General features: G+C 61.2%; 24 protein-coding genes. 4 read left to right on the top strand and 20 right to left on the bottom strand.

What is annotated here, in order from left to right; translation table 11 throughout:
- Positions 1–36: 36 nt before the first annotated feature.
- The 9 genes from A3722_RS21515 to glpD form a co-directional block, all read right to left on the bottom strand.
- A complete protein-coding gene (locus tag A3722_RS21515) occupies positions 37–1,209 on the bottom strand; it encodes an iron-containing alcohol dehydrogenase (protein WP_082849579.1) in 1,173 nt (390 codons plus the stop codon).
- Positions 1,173–2,669 carry a glycerol kinase GlpK gene (gene glpK / locus A3722_RS21520; protein ID WP_067628799.1) on the bottom strand — a complete coding sequence of 499 codons (1,497 nt, stop codon included), beginning with the start codon at positions 2,667–2,669 and terminating at the stop codon, positions 1,173–1,175. Before glpK ends, A3722_RS21515 begins: the two co-directional genes overlap by 37 nt.
- A 77-nt stretch (positions 2,670–2,746) precedes the next feature.
- Complete coding sequence (locus A3722_RS21525; RefSeq protein ID WP_067628797.1) at positions 2,747–4,444, bottom strand: ABC transporter substrate-binding protein; 1,698 nt, start codon at positions 4,442–4,444, stop codon at positions 2,747–2,749.
- A gap of 85 nt (positions 4,445–4,529) precedes the next feature.
- The gene (locus A3722_RS21530) at positions 4,530–4,802 is read right to left on the bottom strand and encodes a DUF2160 domain-containing protein (RefSeq protein WP_007121386.1); all 273 of its coding nucleotides are present in this window, start codon (positions 4,800–4,802) and stop codon (positions 4,530–4,532) included.
- A gap of 13 nt (positions 4,803–4,815) precedes the next feature.
- A complete protein-coding gene (locus A3722_RS21535; RefSeq protein ID WP_067628796.1) occupies positions 4,816–5,703 on the bottom strand; it encodes a carbohydrate ABC transporter permease in 888 nt (295 codons plus the stop codon).
- Positions 5,703–6,575, bottom strand: coding sequence for a carbohydrate ABC transporter permease (locus tag A3722_RS21540; RefSeq protein ID WP_067628794.1), 873 nt, complete (start codon positions 6,573–6,575; stop codon positions 5,703–5,705). Before A3722_RS21540 ends, A3722_RS21535 begins: the two co-directional genes overlap by 1 nt.
- Complete coding sequence (locus tag A3722_RS21545; RefSeq protein WP_067628792.1) at positions 6,572–7,657, bottom strand: ABC transporter ATP-binding protein; 1,086 nt, start codon at positions 7,655–7,657, stop codon at positions 6,572–6,574. The genes A3722_RS21540 and A3722_RS21545 overlap by 4 nt, the downstream gene beginning before the upstream one ends.
- Positions 7,657–8,742, bottom strand: coding sequence for an ABC transporter ATP-binding protein (locus A3722_RS21550; RefSeq protein ID WP_067628791.1), 1,086 nt, complete (start codon positions 8,740–8,742; stop codon positions 7,657–7,659). Before A3722_RS21550 ends, A3722_RS21545 begins: the two co-directional genes overlap by 1 nt.
- A gap of 13 nt (positions 8,743–8,755) precedes the next feature.
- Positions 8,756–10,369: a glycerol-3-phosphate dehydrogenase gene (gene glpD, locus A3722_RS21555; protein ID WP_236627495.1), complete on the bottom strand. Its 1,614-nt coding sequence runs from the start codon at positions 10,367–10,369 to the stop codon at positions 8,756–8,758.
- A 196-nt stretch (positions 10,370–10,565) separates the two neighbouring features.
- Between glpD and A3722_RS21560 the strand changes: the two genes are divergently transcribed.
- On the top strand, positions 10,566–11,333 hold the full coding sequence (locus A3722_RS21560; protein ID WP_067628842.1) for a DeoR/GlpR family DNA-binding transcription regulator: 768 nt from the start codon (positions 10,566–10,568) through the stop codon (positions 11,331–11,333).
- Positions 11,334–11,342: 9 nt separating this feature from the next.
- Here A3722_RS21560 and A3722_RS21565 read toward each other — a convergent pair whose 3' ends face one another.
- The 3 genes from A3722_RS21565 to A3722_RS21575 all read right to left on the bottom strand — a co-directional run bounded on the left by A3722_RS21565 (position 11,343) and on the right by A3722_RS21575 (position 14,575).
- On the bottom strand, positions 11,343–12,746 hold the full coding sequence (locus A3722_RS21565) for an alpha,alpha-trehalose-phosphate synthase (UDP-forming) (RefSeq protein ID WP_067628789.1): 1,404 nt from the start codon (positions 12,744–12,746) through the stop codon (positions 11,343–11,345).
- A gap of 164 nt (positions 12,747–12,910) precedes the next feature.
- Positions 12,911–13,507, bottom strand: coding sequence for an exopolysaccharide biosynthesis protein (locus A3722_RS21570; protein ID WP_067628788.1), 597 nt, complete (start codon positions 13,505–13,507; stop codon positions 12,911–12,913).
- Positions 13,508–13,600: 93 nt separating this feature from the next.
- The gene (locus A3722_RS21575; protein WP_067628786.1) at positions 13,601–14,575 is read right to left on the bottom strand and encodes a DNA topoisomerase IB; all 975 of its coding nucleotides are present in this window, start codon (positions 14,573–14,575) and stop codon (positions 13,601–13,603) included.
- A gap of 221 nt (positions 14,576–14,796) precedes the next feature.
- Between A3722_RS21575 and otsB the strand changes: the two genes are divergently transcribed.
- Together otsB and A3722_RS21585 are read left to right on the top strand one after the other, a co-directional pair.
- Positions 14,797–15,546 (top strand): trehalose-phosphatase, encoded by a 750-nt coding sequence (otsB, locus tag A3722_RS21580; RefSeq protein ID WP_082849582.1) that lies wholly within the window; start codon positions 14,797–14,799, stop codon positions 15,544–15,546.
- A 45-nt stretch (positions 15,547–15,591) separates the two neighbouring features.
- A complete protein-coding gene (locus A3722_RS21585; protein ID WP_067628784.1) occupies positions 15,592–17,367 on the top strand; it encodes a glycoside hydrolase family 15 protein in 1,776 nt (591 codons plus the stop codon).
- Here the strand turns inward: A3722_RS21585 and A3722_RS21590 are convergent.
- The 8 genes from A3722_RS21590 to A3722_RS24455 form a co-directional block, all read right to left on the bottom strand.
- Positions 17,364–17,966 carry a LysE family translocator gene (locus A3722_RS21590; RefSeq protein WP_067628782.1) on the bottom strand — a complete coding sequence of 201 codons (603 nt, stop codon included), beginning with the start codon at positions 17,964–17,966 and terminating at the stop codon, positions 17,364–17,366. The two genes, A3722_RS21585 and A3722_RS21590, sit on opposite strands and share 4 nt — an antisense overlap.
- A gap of 127 nt (positions 17,967–18,093) precedes the next feature.
- On the bottom strand, positions 18,094–19,638 hold the full coding sequence (locus A3722_RS21595; RefSeq protein ID WP_067628780.1) for an indolepyruvate oxidoreductase subunit beta family protein: 1,545 nt from the start codon (positions 19,636–19,638) through the stop codon (positions 18,094–18,096).
- Complete coding sequence (locus A3722_RS21600) at positions 19,635–21,785, bottom strand: thiamine pyrophosphate-dependent enzyme (RefSeq protein WP_067628775.1); 2,151 nt, start codon at positions 21,783–21,785, stop codon at positions 19,635–19,637. Before A3722_RS21600 ends, A3722_RS21595 begins: the two co-directional genes overlap by 4 nt.
- Before the next feature lie 9 nt (positions 21,786–21,794).
- Entirely contained in the window at positions 21,795–22,274 is a 480-nt protein-coding gene (locus tag A3722_RS21605; protein ID WP_236627496.1) for a MarR family winged helix-turn-helix transcriptional regulator, read from the bottom strand.
- 3 nt (positions 22,275–22,277) lie between these two features.
- Positions 22,278–23,051, bottom strand: a complete 774-nt coding sequence (locus A3722_RS21610; protein WP_236627497.1) for a cyclase family protein — start codon at positions 23,049–23,051, stop codon at positions 22,278–22,280.
- 192 nt (positions 23,052–23,243) lie between these two features.
- Positions 23,244–24,206, bottom strand: a complete 963-nt coding sequence (locus A3722_RS21615; protein WP_067628772.1) for a dihydrodipicolinate synthase family protein — start codon at positions 24,204–24,206, stop codon at positions 23,244–23,246.
- 132 nt (positions 24,207–24,338) lie between these two features.
- Entirely contained in the window at positions 24,339–25,037 is a 699-nt protein-coding gene (locus tag A3722_RS21620; RefSeq protein WP_067628769.1) for a GntR family transcriptional regulator, read from the bottom strand.
- 197 nt (positions 25,038–25,234) lie between these two features.
- Complete coding sequence (locus tag A3722_RS24455; protein ID WP_161487667.1) at positions 25,235–25,372, bottom strand: hypothetical protein; 138 nt, start codon at positions 25,370–25,372, stop codon at positions 25,235–25,237.
- Positions 25,373–25,384: 12 nt separating this feature from the next.
- Here A3722_RS24455 and A3722_RS21625 point away from each other — a divergent pair, with 12 nt between their 5' ends.
- Positions 25,385–26,404 (top strand): ABC transporter ATP-binding protein, encoded by a 1,020-nt coding sequence (locus A3722_RS21625; RefSeq protein ID WP_082849583.1) that lies wholly within the window; start codon positions 25,385–25,387, stop codon positions 26,402–26,404.
- Positions 26,405–26,552: the final 148 nt, after the last annotated feature.

Consider the following 26,552-nt stretch of genomic DNA (forward strand, 5'->3'; position numbering starts at 1 on the left):
GAAGAAACGGGCGGGGGCATCTGGCCCCTGCCCGACTTACAATGCAGCCCGGATGCAATTTTCCAGCGCATCTTGGCTCAGGGCGCAGGGGTTTGCCCGCATGGAGGAAGACGCCGCCGCTTCCTGCGCAGTCTCTACAAGGTCGGTCCCTTCGGGGATCCAGCGGTTCAGACGCTCCAGCCCCCAATCGTCAAGCAGGGCCGAGAGGGCGGTGAATGTGCCGGTCTCGGGCAAATCAAAACCCTCTGCCAGCCATGTCTGCACTTCTGAAAACCGCCGGGAGGCACCGAGCACATCACTATTGGCGGCCAGAACCGGCCCCAGCAGACGCCCACAGATCAACCCATGCGGCGCGCCAAACTGCCCGCCGATCACACCGGCCAGCCCATGCACCGCGCCGAGGCCCGCATTCGCCAGCGCCAAACCGCCCGACAGGCTGACATAGGCCATCGCATCCCGCGCGGCAGGGTCTTCGCCCGCCGCCAGACGTTTGAGCGCGGCAATCCCCTGCGGAATCGCGGCCCGGCAGAGCGCATCGCTGAGCGGGTTGGCCTTGCTCGAAAGATAGGGCTCGATCACCTGCACCAGCGCGTCGAGGCCGGAGCCCAAGGTCACGTCGCGCGGCGCGCCATCGGTCAATGCCGGATCGATCAAAGCCAGACGCGGCAGCATGCGGTCGTCGCGCAGGCTGACCTTTCGCGCGGCGTCTGGCACGGCGATGACGGCGTTTTTTGTCACCTCGGCTCCGGTGCCTGCGGTGGTGGGGATCGCGATCATCGGCAGCGGGTCGGCTTGCAACGGCTGGCCCGCACCCACGACTTCGAGATGTTCCATCACGTCGCAATCCGACGGGATCAGCGCCGCTGCGGCTTTGGCAAGGTCAATAACCGCGCCGCCGCCCACGCCCAGCACCACCTGCGCCCCGCGCCCTGCCAGAGCGGCAGAGCGGACATCATCGACAGAGGGTTCGCCGCTGCTGCGGACCTCGGTCACGTCACATCCAGCCGCCGTCAGGTCACGGCTAAGCTCATCGACCCAAGCGACGGAACCACCGCGTAAAATCAGCACCCGGCGGCCATAGCTGAGCGCGGCGCCGACGGCTTCTGTAGCGGTCCCACGGCCAAAGCGGATGCGCCCGGCGGTGGCGAAACCAAAGGCTGCGACCTCCTCCATCAGAATTGCAACGTGGCGTTCACAGCGCGCTTCCATGCGCCGTATTTCTCATCCCGCGTCGCCGCATCCATTTGTGTTTCAAACCGCCGATCAAGCGCCCATTCGCGGGCAAAGCCTTCCATGTCCGGATAGATGCCCGCCCGCTGCCCCGCCAACCATGCCGCACCAAGCGCCGTGGTTTCCAGCACATCAGGACGGTCGACCGAGGCGCCGATCACGTCGGACAGGAACTGCATCGCCCAGTCACTGGCGCTCATCCCACCGTCGACACGCAGCGTAGCGATCTCGCCCGCCTGCCCCTGCGCGGCCCAATCCGCCTGCATCGCCTCCAGCAAATCGCGGGTCTGGTAGCCGACGCTTTCCAGCGCCGCGCGGGCCAGTTCCGCGGGGCCGGAGTTGCGCGTCAGCCCATAGATCGCGCCACGGCATTCGGCGTTCCAGTAAGGCGCACCGAGGCCCACGAAGGCGGGCACCAGCACGACGTTTTGATGCGGGTCGGCCTGTTCGGCCAGTGCTTGAGTCTCGCTCGCCTCGCGGATCATCTTGAGCCCGTCGCGCAGCCATTGCACCACGGCACCAGCGACGAAAATCGACCCTTCGAGCGCATAGGTTGGCTTGCCGTCGAGTTGATAGGCGATGGTGGTCAGCAGGCGATTGGTTGAAGTCACCGCCGTTTCGCCCGTATTTAGCAGCGCAAAACAGCCCGTGCCATAGGTCGATTTCATCATGCCGGGCTGGAAACAAGCCTGCCCGATGGTCGCCGCCTGCTGGTCGCCTGCCACACCAAGGATCGGAATCTCGCGGCCAAACAGATCGGGACGGGTCATGCCGAAATCGGCGGCGCAGTCTTTGACCTCGGGCAGCATCTCGACGGGAATGTCGAACATCTTGCAGATCGTCGTGCTCCATCGGCCCTTGTGAATGTCATAAAGCATGGTGCGCGCGGCGTTGGTGGCATCAGTCACATGGCGCGCGCCGCCTGTGAGCTTCCAGATCAGGTAGCTGTCGACCGTGCCGAAAAGCAACTCGCCCGCCTGTGCGCGGTCGCGCGCCCCATCGACGTTATCCAAAATCCATTTCAGCTTGGTGCCCGAAAAATACGGATCGGCCAACAGGCCCGTGCGTTCGGTGATGATCTTGTCGTCGCCACGCTCGCGCAGTTCGCGGCAGAAATCGCTGGTGCGGCGGTCTTGCCAAACGATGGCGTTGTGCACCGGCTTACCGGTTTTCGCGTCCCAGACCAGCGTCGTCTCACGTTGGTTGGTGATGCCGATGGCGGTGATGTCATCGGGGCGCAGACCAGCCTTTTCGATCACCGCGCGGCAGGTGCCCGCGGTGGTGAACCATAGATCGCCCGGATCATGTTCGACCCAGCCGGAGCGGGGGAAATGCTGCGGAAACTCTTCTTGGGCCGTGGCCGTCACCGACATGTTGCCGTCAAAAATGATCGCCCGCGAAGAGGTGGTTCCCTGATCAATGGCGAGGATATGGGTCATGGCGCAGCCCCCGGATAATGGTTTGGACATGAAAAAGGGGCCGGGACGCTAATACGCCCCGGCCCCCAAAGTTTGGCTTACTGCCAGGACTTGATCAACTCTTCGTAGCTGATGGTCTCAGGCTCTGGGTCTTCGTTGTCGAGCTTGGCAACAGGCGAACCTTCCTGCTCCAGCCAGTAGGAGGCTTCCTGCTCTTCGTTCATCTTCGGACCCAGATCGCCTTGGACGCCTGCGCGCTCAAGACGTTCCATGACCTTTTCCTGCTCGGCGCAGAGGCTGTCGAGTGCTTCTTGCGGGGTTTTCGCACCGGACATTGCGTCGCCGATGTTCTGCCACCACAGCTGTGCCAGCTTGGGGTAGTCCGGCACGTTCGTCCCGGTGGGCGACCATGCGGTGCGCGCGGGGGAGCGGTAGAATTCCACCAGACCGCCGAGTTTCGGCGCGCGTTCGGTGAAGCTTTCGTGCTGGATGGTCGATTCGCGGATGAAGGTCAGACCGGCATGGGCCTTTTCAACATCGACGGTTTTCGAGGTCACGAACTGCGCGTAGAGCCATGCGGCCTTGGCGCGGTCGACGGGGGTGCTTTCCATCAGCGTCCAGCTGCCCACGTCCTGATAGCCAACCTTCTGCCCTTCTTTCCAGTAGGCACCATGCGGGCTGGGGGCCATGCGCCACTTGGGCGTGCCATCGTCGTTCAGCACGGCAGTGGCATTCTCGTTCACCATGTCCGCGGTGAAGGCCGTGTACCAGAACATCTGCTGGGCAATTGCGCCCTGTGCAGGGACCGGACCGGCTTCGCCGAAGGTCATGCCAGCGGCTGCGGGGGGCGTGTACTTTTCAAGCCATTCGATGGATTTGGTGATCGCATAGACCGCCGCCGCATCGTTGGTCGCACCGCCACGGGTCACACAGGAGCCGACCGGCTGCGAATTTTCGTTGACCCGGATGCCCCATTCGTCGACCGGCAGGCCGTTGGGTTCACCCACATCGCCCATGCCAGCCATGGACATCCACGCATCGGTATAGCGCCAGCCAAGCGACGGGTCTTTTTTGCCGTAGTCCATGTTGCCAAAGACTTCGACGCCGTCGATGGTGCGGCCAGTGAAGAACTCAGCGATGTCCTCATAGGCAGACCAGTTGACCGGCACGCCCAGATCATAGCCGTACTTTTCTTTGAACTCGGCCATCAACTCAGGATCGGTGAACCAGTCCTGACGGAACCAGTAAAGGTTCGCGAACTGCTGGTCGGGCAGCTGGTACAACTCGCCGTCGGGCGAGGTGGTGAAGTCGAGGCCGATGTAATCGTCGAGATCGAGACCAGGGTTGGTCACGTCCTTGCCCTCATTCGCCATCCAGTCGGTCAAGCTGCGCGCCTGCTTGTAGCGCCAGTGGGTGCCGATCAGGTCAGAGTCGTTGATATAGGCGTCATAGATGTTCTCGCCCGACTGCATCTGTGTTTGCAGCTTCTCAACAACATCACCTTCGCCGATCAGGTCGTGGGTGATGTTGATGCCCGTGATCGCGGTGAAGGCCGGGGCCAGCACGTTGGCCTCGTATTCATGGGTGGTGATTGTCTCGGACACCACTTTGATGTCCATGCCCTTGAACGGCTCAGCAGCGTCGATGAAGAACTGCATCTCCGCTTCCTGCTCTTCGCGGCTCAGCGCGGAGCGTTCGATTTCCTCGTCGAGGAATTTCTTCGCGGCTTCCATATCCGCAAATACTGGTCCGGCGAGCAGACCGAGCGTGACCGCAAGTGCGGTACTCGATTTCATGACAGATCGTTTCATTATGTCCTCCCTAGACATTTGGTCGTGTCGTATGGCTGCCCCGATTAACCGGGATCAGCCGTGATAGCGCCTAGACCCAGCGAAATACGGCTGCGGCATAGGCAAGGCAGACCAGCAGCGCATAGGGCTGCGGCCCCGCCTCGAAACCCAGCCAGATCAAATTGATAAAGGCCGAGCCGAGAAGCGTGATGAACAGACGGTCACCACGGGTTGTTTCAATCCTGAGAATGCCGGTGCGGGGCGTCTCAGGAAATTTGATCGCAAGGATCGTGAAGGTCACGAGTAACAGCGCGATGACACCGAAGAAGATCGCGGTGGGCATGGTCCAAGCCATCCAAGACATGAGCGGTCTCCCTTTATACGCGCCCGAGGGCAAAGCCCTTGGCGATGTAGTTGCGGACGAAATAGATCACCAAAGCGCCCGGTACGATTGTGAGCACCCCGGCGGCGGCCAGAACACCCCAGTCGAGGCCCGAGGCCGAAACAGTACGGGTCATGGTGGCGGCGATGGGTTTCGCGTCGACCGAAGTAAGGGTCCGCGACAGCAGCAGTTCCACCCATGAGAACATGAAGCAGAAGAAGGCCGCGACACCGATGCCGGAGGCAATCAGCGGGGTGAAGATACGGATGAAGAAGCGCGGGAAAGAGTAACCATCAAGGTAAGCCGTCTCGTCGATCTCCTTCGGCACGCCGCGCATGAAGCCTTCCAAAATCCAGACCGCCAGCGGCACGTTGAACAGGCAATGTGCTAGCGCCACGGCGATATGCGTGTCGAACAGCCCGACGGAGGAATAAAGCTGGAAGAACGGCAGCGCGAAGACCGCCGGAGGGGCCATGCGGTTGGTCAGCAGCCAGAAGAACAGATGCTTGTCGCCCATGAAGCTGTAGCGCGAGAAAGCATAGGCCGCAGGCAGCGCCACAGCGAGCGAGATCACGGTGTTCAGCACAACATAGATCAGGCTGTTGACATAGCCCATATACCAGCTCGGATCGGTGAGGATCTTGGCGTAGTTCGCCAGCGTCAAATCACGCGGATAGAGCGAGAAGCTCCCCAAGATTTCTGCGTTGGTCTTCAGGCTCATGTTGATCAGCCAGTAGATCGGCAGCAGCAGGAAAAGCAGGTAGAGGGTCATCACCACCACAGACCCTTTGGGCCGAAAGCGGCTGCGGCGGGCGCGTTTGTCGGTGGTCACGTCACCCGGAATGGGCGCGGCACCGGGGGCTTGCACGGTTGTGTCGGTCATCACACACCATCCCTTTTGTCGAGGTTGACCATCACGGTGTAGAACACCCATGAAATCAACAGGATAACGAGGAAATACATCAGGCTGAACGCCGCTGCGGGGCCGAGGTCAAACTGGCCGATGGCCATTTTCACCAAGTCGATGGACAGGAAGGTCGTGGCATTGCCCGGCCCGCCACCCGTCACGACGAACGGCTCTGTATAGATCATAAAACTGTCCATAAAGCGCAGCAGAATGGCGATCATCAGCACGCCTGCCATCTTGGGCAGTTCGATATAGCGGAACACGGCCCAACGGCTGGCTTGGTCGATCTTGGCGGCCTGATAATAGGCGTCCGGGATGGATTGCAGCCCGGCATAGGCCAAGAGCGCAACCAGCGAGGTCCAGTGCCAAACATCCATAACCACAACGGTAATCCAAGCGGCGGTAATGTCTTGGGTGTAGTTATAGGTGATCCCGAGCTTGTCGAGCGTGTAGCCCAAAAGGCCAATGTCGACGCGGCCAAAGATTTGCCAGATGGTGCCGACCACGTTCCACGGGATCAGCAGTGGCAGGGACATGAGCACAAGACAGAAGCTCGCCCAGAACCCGTTTTTCGGCATGTTCAGCGCAACAAAGATGCCCAGCGGAATTTCGATCGCCAGAATGACACCCGAGAAGATCAACTGTCGGCCAAGCGCATCCCACATCCGGTCGCTGTCGAGCATGTCGGAAAACCACTCAAGCCCGGCCCAGAAAAATTCATTCCGGCCAAAGGTGTCTTGCACCGAGTAGTTCACCACGGTCATCAGCGGGATCACAGCCGAAAAGGCCACGAGGATCAGAACCGGCAGGACAAGGAACCATGCCTTTTGGTTGACGGTCTTGTTCATGCGGCCTCTCCCTCTGCGCTGATGCGCCAATCATCGGCATAGACATTGATGCCCGCCGGATCGAAACTGATCGCGGTGTTTTCGCTTGGCACCGTGGCGCCTTCCTCCGCAATGGCGCTGACCGGCTGGCCTGCCACGTCGAGACGGATGATTTTGTGACGGCCCACATCTTCGACGCGCGTCACCTTGGCAGGCAGGCCCAGCCCTTCGCCGTTAAGGCGGATAAACTCGGGCCGGACGCCCAGCTGAGTTTTGCCGCCCTTGGGGGCGTAAGTTTTATTCAAGTTGATGCTTGTGCCTGCAACCTGCGCGGCATTGCCCGCGATCTGCGCATCAAACAGGTTCATCCCCGGCGAGCCGATGAAATAGCCCACGAAAGTATGCGCGGGCCGCTCGAACAACTCTTGCGGCGTGCCGATCTGCACCACCCGGCCATCATACATCACTACAACCTTATCGGCGAAGGTCAGCGCCTCGGTCTGGTCGTGGGTCACATAGATCATCGTGTGGCCAAATTCGTGGTGCAGCGATTTGAGCTGCGTGCGCAATTCCCATTTCATATGCGGGTCGATCACGGTCAGCGGCTCATCGAACAACAGGGCGTTCACGTCTTCGCGTACCATGCCCCGGCCCAGTGAAATCTTCTGCTTGGCATCCGCCGTGAGGCCGCGCGCCTTGCGGTTCAACTCGTCTTCCATGCCGATCATCTGTGCGATCTGCTGCACGCGATCTGCAACATAAGAGGCATCCGCGCCCCGGTTGCGCAGCGGAAAGGCGAGGTTATCGCGCACCGTCATCGTGTCGTAGACAACCGGGAACTGGAACACCTGCGCGATGTTGCGCTCGGCCGTGGGGGCGTGGGTCACGTCCACATCGTTGAACAGAATGCGGCCCTGCGAAGGCTGCAACAGGCCCGATATGATATTGAGCAGCGTAGACTTGCCACAGCCCGACGCGCCCAGAAGGGCGTAGGCTTCGCCGTCGATCCAGTCGTGGTTCAATTCCTTGAGGGCGAAATCATCCTCATGGCCGGGGTTCGGCAGATAGGAATGCGCAAGGTTATCAAGCGTGATCTTGGCCATTATGCCGCCTCCGCATAGGGCGCGGCAGAGACGAGCGCCCCGTTCGCGTCAAAGAGATAAATATGCGCCGGATCCAGATAGACCGGCAGCGGCTGACCCGGTTGCAAGTGCTGGATGCCATGCACCAGCCCGACCCATTTCGCGCCGTGATAGTCGAGGTGGATAAAGGTCTCCGACCCGGTAATCTCGGTCACATTCAGCTTCGCGTCAAAGCCGATCGCGCCGGGGGTCTGCGCTGCGAGTGTCAGGTGGTTGGGGCGGAAACCGGCGGTATATTCACCGTCTTTCAGGCTTGCCATCGTGGCAGGCGCGGGCATTTCACCGCCGTCAAACCGCAGCGTGTTGCCCGATTTGGTCATGCTGAGAAAATTCATCGGCGGGTCAGAGAAAACACGCGCCGTTGTGGCATTCTCGGGCCGGCGGTAGACGCTTGGCGTCAGGCCGAATTGCGTGACGCGGCCCTCCCAAAGCGTCGCGGTGTTGCCGCCCAAAAGCAGCGCCTCTTCCGGCTCTGTCGTGGCGTAGACAAAGATCGACCCGGCGCGTTCAAAGATGCGCGGAATCTCGGCGCGGAGTTCTTCGCGCAGTTTGTAATCGAGGTTCGCCAGCGGCTCATCCAGCAGCACGAGACCTGCGTTTTTCACCAGCGCCCGCGCCAAGGCGCAACGCTGTTGCTGACCGCCCGAAAGTTCCAGCGGTTTGCGGTCAAGCATCGGGGTTAGCTGCATCAGCTCGGCGGTTTCGCGCACCGCGCGGTCGATCTCGTCTTTGGATTTACCGACCAGCTTCATCGGCGAGGCGATGTTGTCATAGACGGTCATCGAGGGGTAGTTGATGAACTGCTGATAGACCATCGCCACTTTGCGGTCTTGAACGCGCATGCCGGTGACATCTTCGCCGTTCCAGATCACTTGGCCCGTGTTTGGCACATCAAGCCCCGCCATCAGCCGCATCAGCGAGGTCTTGCCCGCAGACGTAGGCCCCAAGAGCACGTTCATCGTGCCCTTTTCCAAGGTCAGGTCGGTCGGGTGGATATGCGTTTGACCGCCCACCGTTTTCGACACGTTTTTTAGGATCAAACTCACGTTCGTCCTCCCCTCATTCCGCCGCAGAGGCGGCTTGTTTCGCCGCGCGCATCTGCATCCATTCATCAAGACGCGCGATCTGCGCCTCATCCATTCGCAGGCCCAACTTGCTGCGGCGCCAAACGACGTCCTCTGCGCTGAGAGCATACTCTTTGTTCATCAGCCACGCGACCTCACCCGCCGTGAGAGTCGCGCCGAAATGCTCGCCCATATCCGCGAGCGTTTTCGCCGCGCCCATCATCGCCCATGCATCGGTACCATAGGCGCGGATCAGCCGTGCTGCCCAGCTTTCATCAAGAAAGTCATAATCCGCATTCAGCCGCGCGATCAACTGCGCGACACCGTCCACCGGGAAATCACCGCCGGGCAGCGCCACGCCAGCGGTCCAATGATCCGACAGCCCGCCGAAATGCGGGGCGATCAGATCCAGCGCGTCTTCGGCCAGTTTGCGGTATGTGGTGATCTTGCCGCCAAAGACATTGAGGATCGGCGCGCCGCCGGTTTCGTCCACCTTGAGCGTATAGTCCCGCGTGGCCGCCGTGGCACTGCTGGCCCCATCGTCATAAAGCGGGCGGACGCCGGAATAGGTCCAGACGATATCTTTGCGGGTGATGTCCTGCTTGAGATAGCCGTTCACGAAGTTGATCAGGTAATCCTGCTCTTCGGGGGTGCATTCCGGGGTGACGGATGGATCAGGGTGATCCGCGTCCGTGGTGCCGATCAGGGTAAAATCCTGCTCATAGGGGATCGTGAAGATGATCCGCCCATCGGTGCCTTGGAAGAAATAGCATTTGTCGTGATCGTAAAGCCGCTTGGTCACGATATGGCTGCCGCGCACCAGCCGCACCCCTTCGGAGGAGTTCAGCCGCGCGGTGTTGTGGATGATCTCACCCACCCACGGGCCGCCCGCGTTGACCAGCATCTTCGCTTGGATCACCTCGCGCTGACCATCGGCGCCATGCTCCACCGTGACAGCCCAACCTTCGGCATTGCGGTCGGCCGAGATCACCTTGGTCCGGGTCATGATGCGTGCGCCGCGCAATTCCGCATCGCGGGCGTTCAGCACCACAAGGCGCGAATCCTCGATCCAGCAGTCGGAATACTCAAAGGCTTTCTCGAAGCGATCCTCCAGCGGTGCCCCTTCGGGCGTGCCGCGCAGCGCAAGGCTGCGGGTGGCGGGCAGGATCTCGCGACCACCGAGGTTGTCATAGAGAAACAGGCCCAAGCGGATCAGCCAAGCCGGGCGGCGGCCCCGCATCCAAGGCATGAACAGCCGTAGCAATTTGGAGGTCGGCGTGTCCCCCTCGAACCGCATGTCGCGGTGATAGGGCAGCACGAAACGCATCGGCCAAGAGATATGTGGCATCGCTTTCAGCAGCACTTCGCGCTCGGTCAGCGCGTGGCGCACGAGGCCGATCTCGAAATACTCAAGGTAGCGCAGCCCGCCGTGGAACAGTTTGGTCGAGGCCGAAGAGGTCGCGGAGGCCAGATCGTTCATCTCGGCCAAGGTCACGCTCAGACCCCGTCCTGCGGCGTCGCGCGCGATCCCGGCGCCGTTGATGCCCCCACCGATGACGAAAAGATCGACCGGGGCAGCGGGCACATGGCTCTCGGGCTGTTGGTTCAAAATCCGGCCCTCCCCCAGCTCAGACTGTCCAATTGGGGGCAGTGTTACGAAACGACTCTCATCTGCACAAGTTTTATTTTCGTTTATGTTCGTTTCACCAGTATATCGAACATGCTAACCACAACCTGCTGCGCGATTGCTTGCGTTAGCCAAAACACTGGAGATAATGCGCCAACAGCAGGCAGGAGCGACACCCATTTCACAGACATTCCGCCATCCCGACATCCTTGAAATCGCCCGGCGCGAAGGCAAAGTCACCGTTGACGGGTTGGCCGAACATTTCGGCGTGACCCATCAGACCATCCGCCGTGACCTTACGGAACTGGCCGATAGTGGTAAGCTTGAGCGGGTGCATGGCGGCGCGGTGCTGCCTTCGGGGGCCAGCAACATCGGCTATGCCGAGCGGCGCAATCTGCACGAAGAAGCCAAGAATCGCATTGCCCGCGCCTGTGCCGAACATATTCCCGACGGCTGCTCGGTCTTTTTGAATATCGGCACCAGCACCGAGGCGGTGGCCCGCGCTCTGCTGCATCACCGCGATCTGATGGTGGTGACGAACAACATGAATGTCGCCAATATTCTGGTCGACAATCCCGAATGCCGCATTGTGCTCACGGGCGGGGCGCTGCGCCGCATGGATGGTGGGCTGGTCGGCAATCTGACAATCGAAACGATCCGCCAGTTCAAGTTCGACATCGCGGTGATCGGCTGTTCGGCCATGGACGCGGATGGTGATCTGCTCGACTTCGACATCGAAGAAGTGGGGGTCAGCCAATGTATCATCGCGCAGTCGCGCAAGACCTTTTTGGTGACGGATCATTCCAAATTCAAACGCTCCGCCCCGGCGCGCATCGCTTCGGCGCGGGAGGTGGATATGTTCTTTACCGATCTGCCCCTGCCCGCCGGGCTAGCAGAGAAATGCAAGGGTTGGGAGACCGAAGTGATCTTTGCCCCCGATGCCTGACGCGCGCCGCTAGGCGTCCGTCCATTCCCGCGCGGCGGGTTTGGTCACCAGTGTAGGCAGGCAGGCTTGCAACGCTTCGACAAAGTTCTGGCTCCAGCGGTTCACATCCGTCGCCCGCACCTGCGCCATGCAACTGGCATGGCGGCGTTTGCGTTCCTCCAGCGGCAGGGCAAGCGCGGTTTTGAGCGCCTCGCTCATGTCTTCAATGTCGTAAGGGTTGACCTGAATAGCATCCGTCAGGTCTTCGGCGGCGCCGGCCATATGCGACAGGATCAGCACGCCGGGGTCTTCGGGGTCTTGCGCCGCGACATATTCCTTGGCGACAAGGTTCATCCCATCGGCAAAGGGGGTGACGATCCCCACCCGCGCACGGCGGTAGAGCCGCGCCAAGAGATCGCGATCAAGGTTGCGGTGAATATAGCGCAGCGGGGTCCAGTCGATCTCTCCATGCTCGCCGTTCACTCGGCCGACAAGCTCTTCCAATTCGTAGCGCAACTCACGGTAAGCGGCGACCTCTTCGCGGCTTGGCGGGGCGATCTGGACCATACTTACTCGCCGCTCACGCTCATCGCGGGTTTCCAGATAGCGGCCAAAGGCGCGGAAGCGGTTGGGCAGACCTTTGGAGTAGTCCAGCCGGTCCACCCCGATCACGATGTCCCCCGCCATATCATCGGCAAGCCGGTCCTGCGCGCTGCCGCCTTGGGCGGCCTGCACAAAGGTCTCCACATCGATCCCGATAGGGAACGACCGCAGCGCCACCGCCCGAGAGCCGCATTTGATCGTGCCGTTCATCAAGAATTCGGAGTCCGTCTCGGCGCGGAACATCTCAAGGCAGCGCGCCACGTCAGCGCGGGTTTGCAGGCCCACAAGGTCATAGTCCGCCAACCAATGCGCCAGATTGGCCTCCCGCGGGAGGGCGCCCATATCACCCAAAGCGGGGAAGGGAATATGCAGGAAAAACCCGATCTTACCCGCAAAACCCAGCTTGCGCAGTTCTGTAGCGAAGGGGAAGAAGTGGTAGTCGTGCACCCAGATCATATCGTCCGGCCGGGCCACCTTCATCACCTGCCGCGCAAGCCGCGCGTTCACGGCGCTGTAGCCCCGCTCGAACCCCCGGTCCAACTCCACCAGATCGCCGCGACGGTGACAGACCGGCCAAAGCACCGAGTTCGAAAAACCGAGGTAGAAATTCTTGTAATCTTCGGGGCTGAGGCTGAAGCTCAGCCGGGTGTATTTGCCCTGATCGCCATATTCGCTCAGGCTCTCTGACGGGGTTTCGGTGGTTTCCGGGTGCGACCCGATCCAGATGCCGCCGATCTTGCGCAGGGTTTCATGAAGCGCATAGACCAACCCACCGGAGGGGGCGGCCTCTGATGGAATGCGATTTGAGATTACAATTAATCTGCCAGCCATTTTATGCCTCGGGAACAAACAATTTTTGGCCGCCGAGCCTGCTAAGGCGGAACGCCGACCACCACTAACGGTTTAATGGTTTAGGTCGGTAAATGTTCCCAGCTTGGTCGGCTTTGGTCAATTCTTTTGCAGACGCAGCATGGCAATCCGCCGCGATTATTTTTTCAGCGCCCAAGAAAGAACCATGCAACCCCCACGGGAAGCAGGGACATCAGAACCATCGAAAAAATCACGACCCTGCCGTCGCGCATCAGATAGCCCGCCGCGAAAATGGCGATCATGGCCGATGCGATAGAGCCGGAAGTGGGCACGAGTTCCATGAACGGCATGAACATCGACAGGGCCATCACCATCAACAACGGCAAGTAAATCCACGGGCGGTGCAGGATAAAGGTCGACCGCTCATGCAAATATTGATCCACGAAATCCACCGGGCGGCGCAGCCAGCGCACCCCCGCGCGCAGCTTCTTCGCAGCGATGTCGCGGCGCATGATAAAGCCCGGCAGCCACAGGCTTTCGCGGCCAAAGATCATCTGCACCACTAAAAACAAGACCACCAACCCGATAAACGCCGTAAAGCCGGGGATGCCGCTGGCCGGAGAGGTAGAGATCAGACTGAAGGTCAGGATTGTCGAAGCAAATGAATGTTTGCCCAGACAATCGATGATCTCTTCCACGGTAATCTGCCGATCTGCACCGCCGGACAGATGCTCCATCTGGTCAAGGACACCGCTGAGGGTCGGCCCACCTGTCTCGTTCATGAAATTTCAGTCCTTCTGAAGCCGGGCGATACCAGTATTCATGTTAACAATGCCTGAGCGCGGTTAAAGTTCGCCCATTCCGTCAATTCAGGGTCACGCGGTGCTGCGCAAAAAGGCCAAAAGCCCCCGTTCGGCTTGGGTCATATCGTCAATATCAGGCGGGTCCGGCAGGTCTTGGGGGTTTTGGCAAAGGTCGGTGACCTGCGGATGGATATAGCTATTGCGCGCAATGGTGGGCGTGTTGTGCAGCCGTTGGGCCGCCGCTTCGGCCATGGCTTTGATGGTCGGTTTGTCGTCCTTTAGCGCCACGTCGAAGGCCGCGACAGACCCGGCCCAAGTGCGAAAGGTCTTGGCAGAGAACCCTTCGGTGCCAGCGGCCTCGGCGATATAATCATTCAGGGCCGAAGAAGTCAGCCCGCGCGGCTCCCCCTCTTCGTCGAGCCAGGTCAGCAGGTCCGCGCCCGGCAGATCGCGGATTTTCTCCAGCGCGCGCATCAGGGTGCGGTTGGCGATTTGGCGGCGAACCCGCTTGCCGCCCTTCGCCATGAAGGAGGCCTGCAATTTCCCATCTTTCAAGACCAGATGCCGCCGTTTCAAGGTCAGCGTGCCATAGGTACGGTTGGTCTTGGCATAGACTTGATTGCCGACGCGCAGGGACAGGCGGTCGATCATCGCCACGGCGGCGGCCAGTGCAAAGGCACGTTCGCCCAGCTCCTCCTTGAGGTCACGGCGCACGCGGCGGCGGATGCGCGGCAGGGTCTCGGCAAATTCGGGCAGGCTTGCGTATTTCTCCTGCGCCTGCGCCTCGGACCAGAGCGGATGATAGCGGTACTGTTTGCGCCCCCGCGCATCGAACCCCGTCGCCTGTAAGTGACCGTTTACATGAGGGCTGATCCAGACCTGCTCATAGGCTGGGGGCACCGCCAGTTTCACCAGTCGTTCGCGTTCGGCCTTGTCCTTGATGCAGCGGCCATCGGGCGCGTGATAGGAAAACCCCCGGCCGCAGCGCCGCCGCGCGATGCCGGGTTTGCTGTCGGGGTAGTACCTAAGCGTGGACGGTGCGGTCATCTGGGGTTCCGAATGTGTGATGCGGGGTCTTGCGGGGGCGCGCAGATTGCCCGCCGTCTAGGCAAACGCCGCTGCATTGGCTGGGTTCCCGCCCCGCAGGACGCGCATCTTTGCGCAGTTGCAGCATAAATCCTTTGATTTCGCTGCGCTGGCGCATAGGTTTCGTGAGAACGCCCGCGCGCTGAAAACGCCAGTGCCCTGAAACGGATAGACCAGACACTATGGATAGCACCACCTTGTCGCACAGCAATCTGCCGCCCGTAATCCCGCTCGAGCGTCATGCGTTTTTCCTTGATCTCGACGGCACGCTGGCCCCCATCGTCGACAACCCCGAAGACGCCTGCCTGCCGGAGGCAACGCGCCACCTGCTGACGCAACTCGTTGCGCAGACCGATGGGGCGGTGGCGGTGATCTCGGGCCGGGCGCTAGCGGATGTGGACCGTATCTTGGGCGCACTGCGGCTGCCGGTCTCTGGCTCGCATGGGTTGGAGCTACGGTTGAGCACCGCGGCAGATCACACCCCAACGCAGAGCGCAGGGATCCCCGCCCCCGTGATCGACCGGGTAGAGGAATTCGCCGTGCTGCATGGGGTGACGTCAGAACGCAAACCCGGCGCGATTGCGCTGCATTACCGCAAAGCTCCCGATCAGGGCGAAGCCTGCCGCGCCTTTGTCGATACGCTGGTTGGCGAAGACGCCCGCCTGCGCGGCCTGCATGGCAAGATGGTCAGCGAAGTCGCCCTGAAAGGTGTCGACAAGGGCGGCGCGGTGACGCGTTTCATGGCCTCCCCCGCTTTTGCCGAGCGGCTGCCGGTAATGGTAGGCGACGACGTAACGGACGAAGATGGCTTTCGCGCGGCGCAGGCCATGGGTGGCTTTGGCATCAAGATCGGCCAAGGGCCAACCGACGCACAACATCGCATCGCAGATGTGGCCGGCTTTGCCGATTGGCTGAAAGAAATTTTGCGCTGATCCGGCCCGCCCGGCAAACGCATTGAGAATAGAAAAGAGGGACGTATGGATCTGGGTGTCATCGGGAATTGCGCGGTTGCGGCGCTGGTCAGCCGCGAAGGAGCGATCAACTGGTTTTGCCTGCCACGGTTTGACGGCGATCCGGTCTTTCACAGCCTGATGGGTCATGGCGCGGGCGAAGAGGGCGACGGGGAGTTTGCCGTCGAACTCGAAGACATGACAGAAAGCGAACAAAGCTATCTGCCCAATACCGCGATCCTGCGCACGGTCCTGCGCAGCGCAAAGGGCGCGGTTGAGATTGTTGATTTCTGCCCCCGTTTCACCGCCTATGGCCGCAGCTTTCGCCCGCAGATGCTGGTGCGGCAAGTGCGACGCATTGAGGGTTCGCCTCGCGTTAGGATGCGCCTGAAACCGCGCTTTCAATGGGGAGAGGTGGCTCCCACGCTTACCCGCGGGTCGAACCATGTACGCTTTGTCGGGCCTGAGCAGAACATGCGTCTGACCACCGACGCGCCGATTGACCATGTGCTCGACGGGCGCATGATCAACCTCGAAGGGGAAATGACCTTCATCCTTGGCCCGGATGAGACGCTGTCGGACAGTCCTGAGCAGATCGGCACCACCTTTCGCACCAAAACCACGCGCTATTGGCAGCGCTGGACGCAGCGGTTGGCGATCCCTTTCGAGTGGCAAGAGGCCGTCATTCGCGCCGCGATCACGCTGAAACTCTGCAGCTATGAGGCCACGGGCGGTGTCATCGCCGCAATCACCACCTCGCTGCCCGAAGCGCCGGATTCGGGGCGCAACTGGGATTACCGCTATTGCTGGGTCCGCGATGCGTTTTTCACCGTGCGCGCGCTCAACAGTCTCGCCGCGACCCGCACCTTGGAGCATTATTTCCAATGGCTGATGAATGCCGTGGCGGATGCCGAAGGCGGGCATATCCAGCCCGTGCTAGGGCTCGGGCTTGAGACGGCGTTAACCGAACGTATCTCACCCAGCTTACAAGGCTTCCGCGGGATGGGGCCGGTGCGGATCGGCAATCAGGCGCATGAGCATTTCCAGCACGACACCTATGGCAATATCATCCTCGGCGCAGCGCCCGCGTTTTTTGATCACCGCCTGCCGATGAACACCGGGCGCACGGCCTTTGAACAGCTAGAGCCCTTGGGCGAGCAGGCGTGGGAGCTGCATGACGAACCTGATGCCGGGATTTGGGAGCTGCGCAGCCGCGCCCGCATTCACACGTCTTCGTCGCTGATGTGCTGGGCTGCCTGCGACCGTTTGGGCAAGATCGCGCGACATTTGAAATTGGACGACCGCGCCGCCCTCTGGGCCGAGCGCGCCGAGGTGATCCGCGACAAGATCCTCGACAACGCTTGGTCAGAAGACCGCGGCGCTTTTGTCGAAAGCTTTGGCGGCAGCACCTTGGACGCCAGTGTCTTGCTGATGGGGGAGGTCGGTTTCCTGCCACCGAAAGACCCGCGGTTCATCGCCACGGTCGAGCGTCTGTCCGAAGTGCTGGGCCGTGGCCCCTTCATGCTGCGTTACGAAGAGGCGGATGATTTCGGCGTGCCCGAGGTCGGCTTTAACGTCTGCGCCTTCTGGCGGATCGATGCGCTGGCGCGGATTGGCCGCGAAGAGGAAGCCCGCAAGCTGTTCGAAGAATTGCTAGAAGCCCGCAATCACCTTGGCCTGATGTCCGAAGACACCGCCTTTGCCACCGGCGAGGGCTGGGGCAACTTCCCGCAGACCTATTCCATGGTCGGCATCATCAACGGCGCGATGCGCCTGTCGCGGCGGTGGGAAGCCGAGCTTTAACGCGCGAACAGCAGACGCACTCCCAAAAGCCCCAGCACCGCTGAGGCCACCCGGTCAAAGTAAACCTTCGCGCGGAGGTAGCCTTGGCTCACTGCCGGGCGGCTCATGCCGAAGGCCAAAGTGGTGTAAAAGGCGACTTCGATGATCAGGTGGTTGGCGACGATCAAAAGGTTCTCGCTCAGGCGCATCCCCTCGGGGAAGATGACCACCAGAACCGCCGCGGCGAAAAGCACCGATTTGGGGTTCAGAATGTTGATCATCAGCCCCTGCCGAAAGGCATGGCGGGCGGGGGTCACCGTACTTGTCACGGGCGTCCGCGCCCCGCGCCACATGCCAAAGGCCACATAAAGCAAATAGACCGCGCCCAGTGTTTTCACGACTGCATAGGCCCATGGGAAAGCGAGGAACACCGCCTCCAACCCCAAGAGCGCGGCGAGGGTCCAGAACGATGCCACGAGGCCAAGCCCAAGCCCCACCGCAACACCCGCCCGCCGCCCCGAACTCAGCGTGGTCTTTAGCGCGATCAGAAAGGCCGGGCCGGGGCTGAGGATCGACGCGATGAGCGCGATGTTAAAGGCGATGAGATGCGACAGTTCCATGGCAGCGGCCCCCCTTTGTGCGCCCCCAGCTATGCGGGGCTGAGGCACCCGGTCAACTGAGATTGGGTGACCCAGCCCCGTCGGGACGTTGATCCGCCCCACATCTGCCCAGAAAACGGGCACTGCCCTAGACGAAAGACCGCACCGTCGCGATGGCCCCGTCGAGCGCCTTTCCTTCGGCATCTTGCAATGCCGCCTCGCGCAGACGTGCAATCCACTGCGCCGCGTCCTTTCGCCCGCGCAGCAGCGCGGCGGCATCCATCACCTTGTCGAACTTGCCCAGCCCCCGCGCATGGGTGTCGGAATAGCCTTTAATGAGCCGTCGGCATTTCACCAGTTCAACCGCCGAGGCGTAGTCGGCTTCGACCTCCGCCAGACAGCGCGACAGCCAACTCTCGAGATGGGCGACTTCGATGGCATGGCGATGGGTTTTCAGACGATACCCTTTAAGCCCGCCGAGAACATGCAGCATGAGAAACGCAGGCAGCCTGTCGGTGCGCAGGCGGCGGCCCTTGTCGAACCAGCGGTTCAGACGCGCCATCCACTTCTCGCTCGCCTCTACCTTTGCGCCAAGACGGGCAGGCATCAGGCCCGCGATTTCGTCGGCGCGGGGGTGAAAATATTCGGTCAGCTGCATGAGGTTGGCATCGCCCGCCCGCATCTCTTGCCGGATATGCGCAAAGCGCGGCGCGCGGGTTTTCAGGTCTGCCACCCGAATAACGTCATCATAGGCCATGGCGTTGGCAATATATTTCGCCGCAGCCGCCGAAAGCCGCCAGTCCTGCGCGGCGTTGTCACGGGCCAACACGGTATCGAGCCGATCAAGATAGAGCGTGCCATAGGCGCAGTCTTGGTAGTTCACGACCTTGGCAAGCCCCGCAAAAGCCAGATCATGCACCGCTTCGGGCAGCGCATCGGCGCGGGTGACCAGCGCGTCCCACTGGCTTTGCAGCGCGTCCGGCCCGGCAAGGCGGAATGCGGTTTCGGGGTCTTCCACAGGGTCCGGGGCGGCGTTGGGCAGACGGCCCTGCGCCGCGTCAAAGCCCACGGCGAAGGCACGCAACGAGGGCTCCACCCCCTTGCCCCCGGCGCGGATCGCATCCTCATAGGCCTCGCGGCGGAACGGCAGCGCGCCAGACCCGGCCAAAGCGCCAAAGAGCGAGGCCGAGATGACAGAGCCCGCGCCCACGGCCAGCCCTTCCATGTCTTCGAGCACCAGTTTCTGCGCCGCGATCTCAGCCGCCGCGCGCACTTCATCGGCATTGGCAATGCCATCGCCGGGGGCCATCTTCTCGCTCACCGCAAGGGCGCGGTGGGTTGAGCCGATCAGCGTGGTGCGGTCGGGGGTCACGAAACCGCGCATCACGGCGCGGCCAACTTCCATCATCTCAGCCGCGATCAACACGTCGACATCGCCCGCCGCAGGGGCGAGGGCAAAGACCGGCTCAAACGCGGTTTTCGGTGCCATTTCAATGTAATAGATCGTGGCCCCAGTGCGCTGCGCCACCCCCGCGACCGAGGTCGCCTGACAGACATAGCCTTCGGCCCGGGCCATGGATTCGATCCACCCGGTCAAGACGCCGCCGCCCTGCCCGCCCACGGCCATGACCGCGAGCTTGATGATTTCGCCGACGCGCGCGTCGGGTGTCTTTTGCGGCAGAACCAAATTCACGTCGTCACTCCTTCGCTGCGCAGCCGCTTGGCGTCGCGCCGTCTTTGTAGCCATGAGATGATCTGGCTGGTTTTCTGGGCACGCCACCGCTCAAACCGCGTCGGATTATGCACCACATCCGCTTGGTAAAACGACGGGCACAGCACCGCCGTATCGGCCACTTCGCCGCAGTTGCCGCAGCCCACACAGGTCTGATCGATATGCGCCACCGGATCATCACGCAGCGGATCGTCGAGCCGTTTGAGCGACAGCGACGGGCAGCCCGAGAGCCGGATACAGGCATGATCCCCGGTGCAAACATCCGCATCGACGCCAAAGCGCGGCACCTCCATGCGGCGACCTTCCTTGATCGCCTTGTTGCGCAGGGGCTTTTCGCGGCGCTGCTTGTTGAGCATACATTCCGAGGAGGCCACGATGACCTTCGGCCCCTTATAATCGGTGGTCAGCGCCTCGCGCAGCACCTCGCGCAGTTTACCCACGTCATAGGTCCGGTCGATCTGGCGCACCCATTCGACGCCGACGCCTTTGAGCGCCTTAGAGATCGGATTGTTGGTTGATTTCGTGTCGTTATGCGCCCGCGAGGACATCACGTCCTGACCGCCCGTGGCGGCGGAATAGTAGTTGTCGACGATCACCGCGACGCTGTCGGACTTGTTGAACACCATGTTCCCGATCGAGGTCGACAGCCCGTTGTGCCAGAACCCGCCATCGCCAAGGATCGAGATCACGCGCTTGTCGCCGCCCCCGTCGAAGGCTGCGTTCGACGCGGGGCCGAGGCCATAGCCCATGGTAGAGCCGCCGATCTCGAAGGGCGGCAGGCACCCGAATAGGTGGCAGCCGATATCGCCGGTGATCTGGTGCTTGCCCAGCTCTTGCTCGGTCAGTTTCATCGCGGCAAAAATCGGGCGTTCAGGGCAGCCAGTGCAAAAACCCGGCGGGCGGATCGGCACGGTGTCGGACAGATCGGGGATTGCGGGCGCTTCGGCATTGGGCGCGCGCACGGCGCCGGGGAGCATTTCGGGCGCGGCGATCTTGAGGAAAGCAGTCATCCCATCGAGCAGCACCTGCCCGGTATATTCACCCGCCATCGGCAGCACGTCCTTACCGTGCAGTTTCACCTTGCGTTCGAGCCTGTAGAGGTAGGAGCCGAGTTGCTGTTCGATGTGATCGGGCTGGCCTTCCTCGACCACCAGCACATGCTCTTTGCCCGCGCAGAATTCGTCGAACTCGTCCCGCAAAAGCGGATAGGTGACGTTCAGCACATAAAGCGGCACTTCGGTCTGGCCGTGGATATCGGCCAGCCCCAGCCGTTGCAGCGCCCGGATGACCGAATTGTACATGCCGCCCTGCACCACGACGCCCAAGGGCGCTTTCTCGGGGCCAAAGAACTCATTCAACCCATTGTCGCGGATGAACTTTTCCGCGGCAGGCCAGCGGTTTTCGATCTTGTCCTGCTCATGCAGATAAGACATCGGCGGCAGCACCACGCGGTTGAAGTCCGAGCGCGGGTTGGCGGCGGCTTCGGCCACGGTCAGCGGTGGGCGCTGGTTGTCGCGCGTCTCAAAACTGCCCGTCACATGGCAAGACCGGATGCGGACCATCAGCATGACGGGCGTGTTGCTCGCCTCCGACAGTTCAAATCCGTCTTTGACCGCCTTGGTGATACAGGGCAGGTTGGGGCGCGGATCGAGCATCCAGAACTGCGACTTCATCGCGAAACCATGGCTGCGCTCCTGCATGATCGAAGAGCCCTCGCCATAGTCTTCGCCCACGATCACCAGCGCGCCGCCGGTCACGCCGGAGGAACTAAGGTTCGCCAGCGCGTCCGAGGCCACATTCACCCCCACCGGCCCTTTAAAGGTCACCGCCCCGCGAATGGGGTAATGCACCGAAGCCGCCAGCATCGCCGCCGCTGCGGCCTCTGATGCGTTCGCCTCAAACCGCACCCCAAGCTCACCCATAAGCTCTTCGGCATCGGCCAACACGTCCATCAGATGCGAGATCGGCGCGCCCTGATAGCCGCCCACATAGCCGACCCCGTTCTCCAACAGCGCCTTGGTAATCGCGAGGATACCCTCACCTGTGAAGACGTCGCCATCCCCTTTGCGCAGGTGCTCCACCTCTGCCTTGAACGAACGTTCGGCCATTGGACCCTCTTAAAAATCGTGTTTTCGGATATTGCGCAGCATGGTGCGCAGCGTGGCGACAAAGGCCTCTTTCTCGGCCGCGCCGATGCCTTTGAACATCGCGTCATAGGCCTCGGCCATATGCGGCCAAAGCCTCGCATAGGCCTCTTGCCCCTTGTCGGTCAGATAGACGCGCGTGGCACGGCTGTCGGTCGCATCGGTCTCGCGCCGCACCAACCCGTCGCGCACTAGCGCATCGAGTGCGCGGCTCAGCGTGGATTGCTGCACCACGGCATAAACGGCCAATTCGCGGATCAGGATGCCGTCGGTCACCGACAGCACGGCGAGAGAGCGCATCTGCGGCGTGGTCAGCCCAAGTGCGGCCATCTCCGCCGACAGGGCGGCGTTATACCGCCCCATGATCCGGTTCATCAAATAGGGCGCGAAATTATCGAGGCCCATCTGATCCAGCGGCGCATTCCCCGCCTCGGAAGGTGATGTATCTGCCACCGGTCAGCCCTTCGGCACCAGCGCCAGCGCCCGAATGGGGCTGCCGGTGCCGTTCTTGACCTTCAGCGGTGCCGCAATCAGGATCGCGCCCTTAGGCGGCAGTTTGTCGAGGTTGGCAAGGCTTGCCAGACCAAAACAGTTGTTCTTGTGCAGCAGGTTATGCGCCGGGTACGGCGGCTCCATCTCGCCCGCTTGGCCCGCGTCGGTGCCGATGCACTGGGTGCCCCAACCAACAATCTTTTTGCTCATCAGATATTCAATCGCATCCGGGGTCGGTCCGGGGCTGTGGGGGCCGGTCTCATCCGCGTTAAGGAACCGCGCTTCGTCGTTCACACGGCTGTCCCAATCGGTGCGCATGACGACCCATTCGCCCTTACCAATCTCACCATATTCTGCTTCCCATTCCTTGATGCCCTTGGCGTCGAGCAGGAAATCCGGGTCTTCTTGAGATTGCTGCGAACAGTCGATCACATTCACCGGCGCAACGAGGCGCTGCACGTCGAGCGTATCGGTAAAGCCGTCGTCGTAATCCTTGCCGGTGATCCAGTGGTGCGGCGCATCGAAATGCGTGCCGGAATGCTCTCCCAGCACCATCCAGTTCCATGCAAAGAACGGGCCATCCTCGTCATATTCGCTGATCTTGTGAATCTCGACCTTCGGTGTCGGCTTGGCAAAGTCGGCTGGCAGTTGCAGGATCGGCGTATCCGGCCCCAGAACGCCCGAACAATCCACCACTTCGACCCCGCCAGAGACGAGCATCGCCCCAAAATCACGCATTAAATCCGTAGCACTCATTTCAAACATTCTCCCTCAAATGGCGCACCCACTCCCGATGCGTTGGCCCCTGCAAAGATGCTAGTCAAATTTATATGCGTTTGCAATTATCTTCTTCGAAAGGGCGCAAAACAACGCAAAAGGCCCGCCGCAAGTGCGACGGGCCTGCCCAGCCGGGGAGAGTTGGGAGGGGGATTAGGCGGCGTATTTCGCGACCGCGCCGCCCTGCTTGCTCCAGTCAGCATACCATGTGCGGAACAGCCGGTACTGCGCCTCGGCATAGCCGCGCTGGCTGTCGGTCAGAGCGTCGGTCTCGTTAAAATGCAACGCATATTCCCCATGGCCCTCAAGCACCATCAGGTGCTTATAATAAAGCACGAGGTCCGGCCCCTCATCAAAGGAGGAAAGAACACCAAGCGCCGCGTCGAGTTCCTGCGCCCGCTGGCGCGCTTCGGCATCGCCCGCCGCTGCGGCTTGGCTGAGGGCTACGAGATGCAGCACTTCGCGGGGCAGCACATTGCCGATCCCGGTGATGGCGCCCGTGGCACCGCAATTGACGAAACCATGGAACACGGTGGTATCGACCCCGATCATCAGCGTGACTTCATCATCGCGGCTGGTGATGTTCTCTGCTGCATAACGCAGATCATCCGCACCGCCGAACTCTTTGAAACCCACGAGGTTCGAATGCTCGGCCCGCAGGGCAAAGAACAGATCGGCGCGGGTGGCGAAGCCGTAATAGGGGCTGTTGTAAATCACGGCAGGAAGTTCTGGCGCGGCCGACAAAACGGTTTTGAAGTGATCCTTCTGCGCCGCAACCGACGTGCCGCGCGACAGGATGCGTGGGATCAACATCAACCCCTTCGCGCCGACCCTTTGCGCATGGGCCGCATGTTCGGCGGCAAGCTTTGTATTCACGGCACCCGTGCCAACAACGACCGGCACACCCGCATCAACCAAACGCTCAACGCCCTCCATCCGCTCTGCATCGGTCAGCAAAGGCCAATCGCCCATGGAGCCGCAGTAGACAACCGCGCTCATACCATCGGCGATCAGCTTTTTGCCCATGCGCACCAGCGCGTCGAAATCAGGTTTCCGGTCTGCCGTGCAGGGGGTCATCAGGGCCGGGATGCAGCCGGAAAAAATCGAAGGGGTCATTTGTCTCTCCATTCATAGAATCCGGCTGCGATATTGCCGGGATTGGCTGCATCTTAGCTATTGTATTTTATTTGTCGACATAAAATCGCCGCAAGCTTTCTGCGCGCGCAAAAACCACGCATTTACCTGTTGTTATAGTTCGATATGCTGCCGCCGATCCCGCGAAATCAGCCCCTGAATCTGCCGTACAATCTGATCCGCATGTGTCTCCGCCAAAGAATCCGCGCGCCCGATATCGCGCGCCTCGATGGCCGCGATCAAATCCTCATGCTCTTGGACATACTCACTGGGAAGCTGATCGTCGAAGGATTGGTAATACATCCGCAGCAAACGGCGCCCCTCATCCAACAAGCGCAAACAAAGCGATTCGTAATAAGGGTTGCGCCCCGCCCGCGCGATCTCGGCATGAAACTCACGGTTCGTGGCGATCATCGACAGCGCGTCCTGCGCCGATACGGCCTTGGCAAACTCTGCCTGTCGCGCGCGGATCTTCGCCATATCGGCCGGGGTATGAAACTGCGCCGCCAGCCGCGTGGTGACACGGTACATCAACGTCATCGCGTCAAAGAAGGTATGCAGGTTCATGAAGTCGATATTCGCCACCACGGTCGAACGGTTGGGCAACGTGGTCACCAATCCCTCGCTCGCCAGCCGCACCAATGCCTCACGGATCGGCGTGCGCGACATCGAAAGACGCTCGGATAGCCGAATCTCGTCGATCGGGCTGCCGGGCAGCAGGGTCAAATCAAGAATCTCATCCCGCAGGATAGAATAGACAAATTGCGCCCCGGACCCGCGCTTGCGTTCCGCCGTTTTAGGTTTGCTGGTCATGCGGGGATGCCGCCCTTTCGAAATTCTTGGCTCCCCCTCGATAAAGCAACAAATCGACCGCCCTACAATAGCGCGGCCCCACCGAATGCGCGCCCGCCCCCTTCAATTCATCCTTTCTTAAATACCGTCCGCAATCTCACCAAACGCCATCCTTGGCAATCAAGCCTCCCAACAGACCTTCACAGACCGCTCAAAAATCAAGCATCGCCGTTGATACGGCAGGCAATTTCTGTCGCAATAGATTGACCGAAAAAGGCTTTCCCAAAAATTAAAATCGCCGGATTGACAGCGAGAAACTTGCAACCGCATACTCGACCAATCTTATATTGGTTCAAGAAAGCGGTCCATTGCCCAGCCCTGACATCGGCCTCAACACCGACCCAGACAAGGTTTTGCTCGAAGTGCGCGACTTCAGCCTGCGCTTTCGCGGTGCGCCGAGCGACCAGATCAACCACGTGAATTTCACGGTCCATCCGGGCAAGACGCTTTGCGTTGTCGGGGAAAGTGGGTGCGGCAAAAGCGTGACCTCCTTGGCGATGATGGGGCTGCTACCTGAAGGCGCTGCGACGATCAGATCGGGCGAGATGGTTTTCGAGGGGCAAAAGCTCGACCTTGCCGACCACACAGCCATGCGCAAACTACGCGGCAGTCGGATGACCATGATCTTCCAGGAGCCGATGACCTCGCTCAACCCCGCGTTCCGCATTGGCGACCAGATCACCGAAGCCGTGCTTGCCCATAGCAACGCCAGCAAGTCCGAGGCCGAGGAAAAGGCGCTGGCGATCCTCAAGCGGGTCGGCATTCCGGCGGCGGAAAAGCGGATGCGTGACTATCCGCATCAACTCTCGGGCGGGATGCGCCAGCGGGTGATGATCGCCATGGCGCTGGTGAACGACCCCGCGCTACTGATCGCCGATGAGCCTACAACCGCGCTCGACGTGACCATTCAGGCACAAATCCTTGAGTTGATCCGCGACCTTCAGGCCGAGACCGACATGGGCACGATCATGATCACCCACGACCTCGGCGTCGTGGCCGAAATCGCCGATACCGTGGCCGTCATGTACGCGGGCACGATTGTTGAGACCGGCCCGGCGGAGCGCATTTTCAACGACCCGCAGCACCCCTACACGATTGGCCTCATGTCCTCGATCCCGCAGTTGAGCGGTCCGCGCTGGCGTTTGGCCACCGTGCCGGGCATGGTGCCCACGACGCAGAACATGCCCGAAGGCTGCCGTTTTGCCACGCGCTGCCCTTTCGCCCAGCCCATCTGCGCCAAGGAACCGCCGCTTGCGCCGCTGGAAGGTGGCCACGCCGTCGCCTGCCATTTCGCCCCGCTAGAGACCCATCTGGAGCAGAGCGCATGACCGACAAGATCCTGACCGCGCGCGGGCTAAAGAAACATTTCAAGACCTCGGGCGGTGGCTTGGCGAAAGGGGCCACGGTCAAGGCGGTCGATGGTGTCTCCTTCGACGTGCGCCGCGGAGAGACCTTTGCCATCGTCGGTGAATCCGG

The organism is Sulfitobacter sp. HI0027 (assembly GCF_001634775.1).
GTDB lineage: Bacteria > Pseudomonadota > Alphaproteobacteria > Rhodobacterales > Rhodobacteraceae > Sulfitobacter.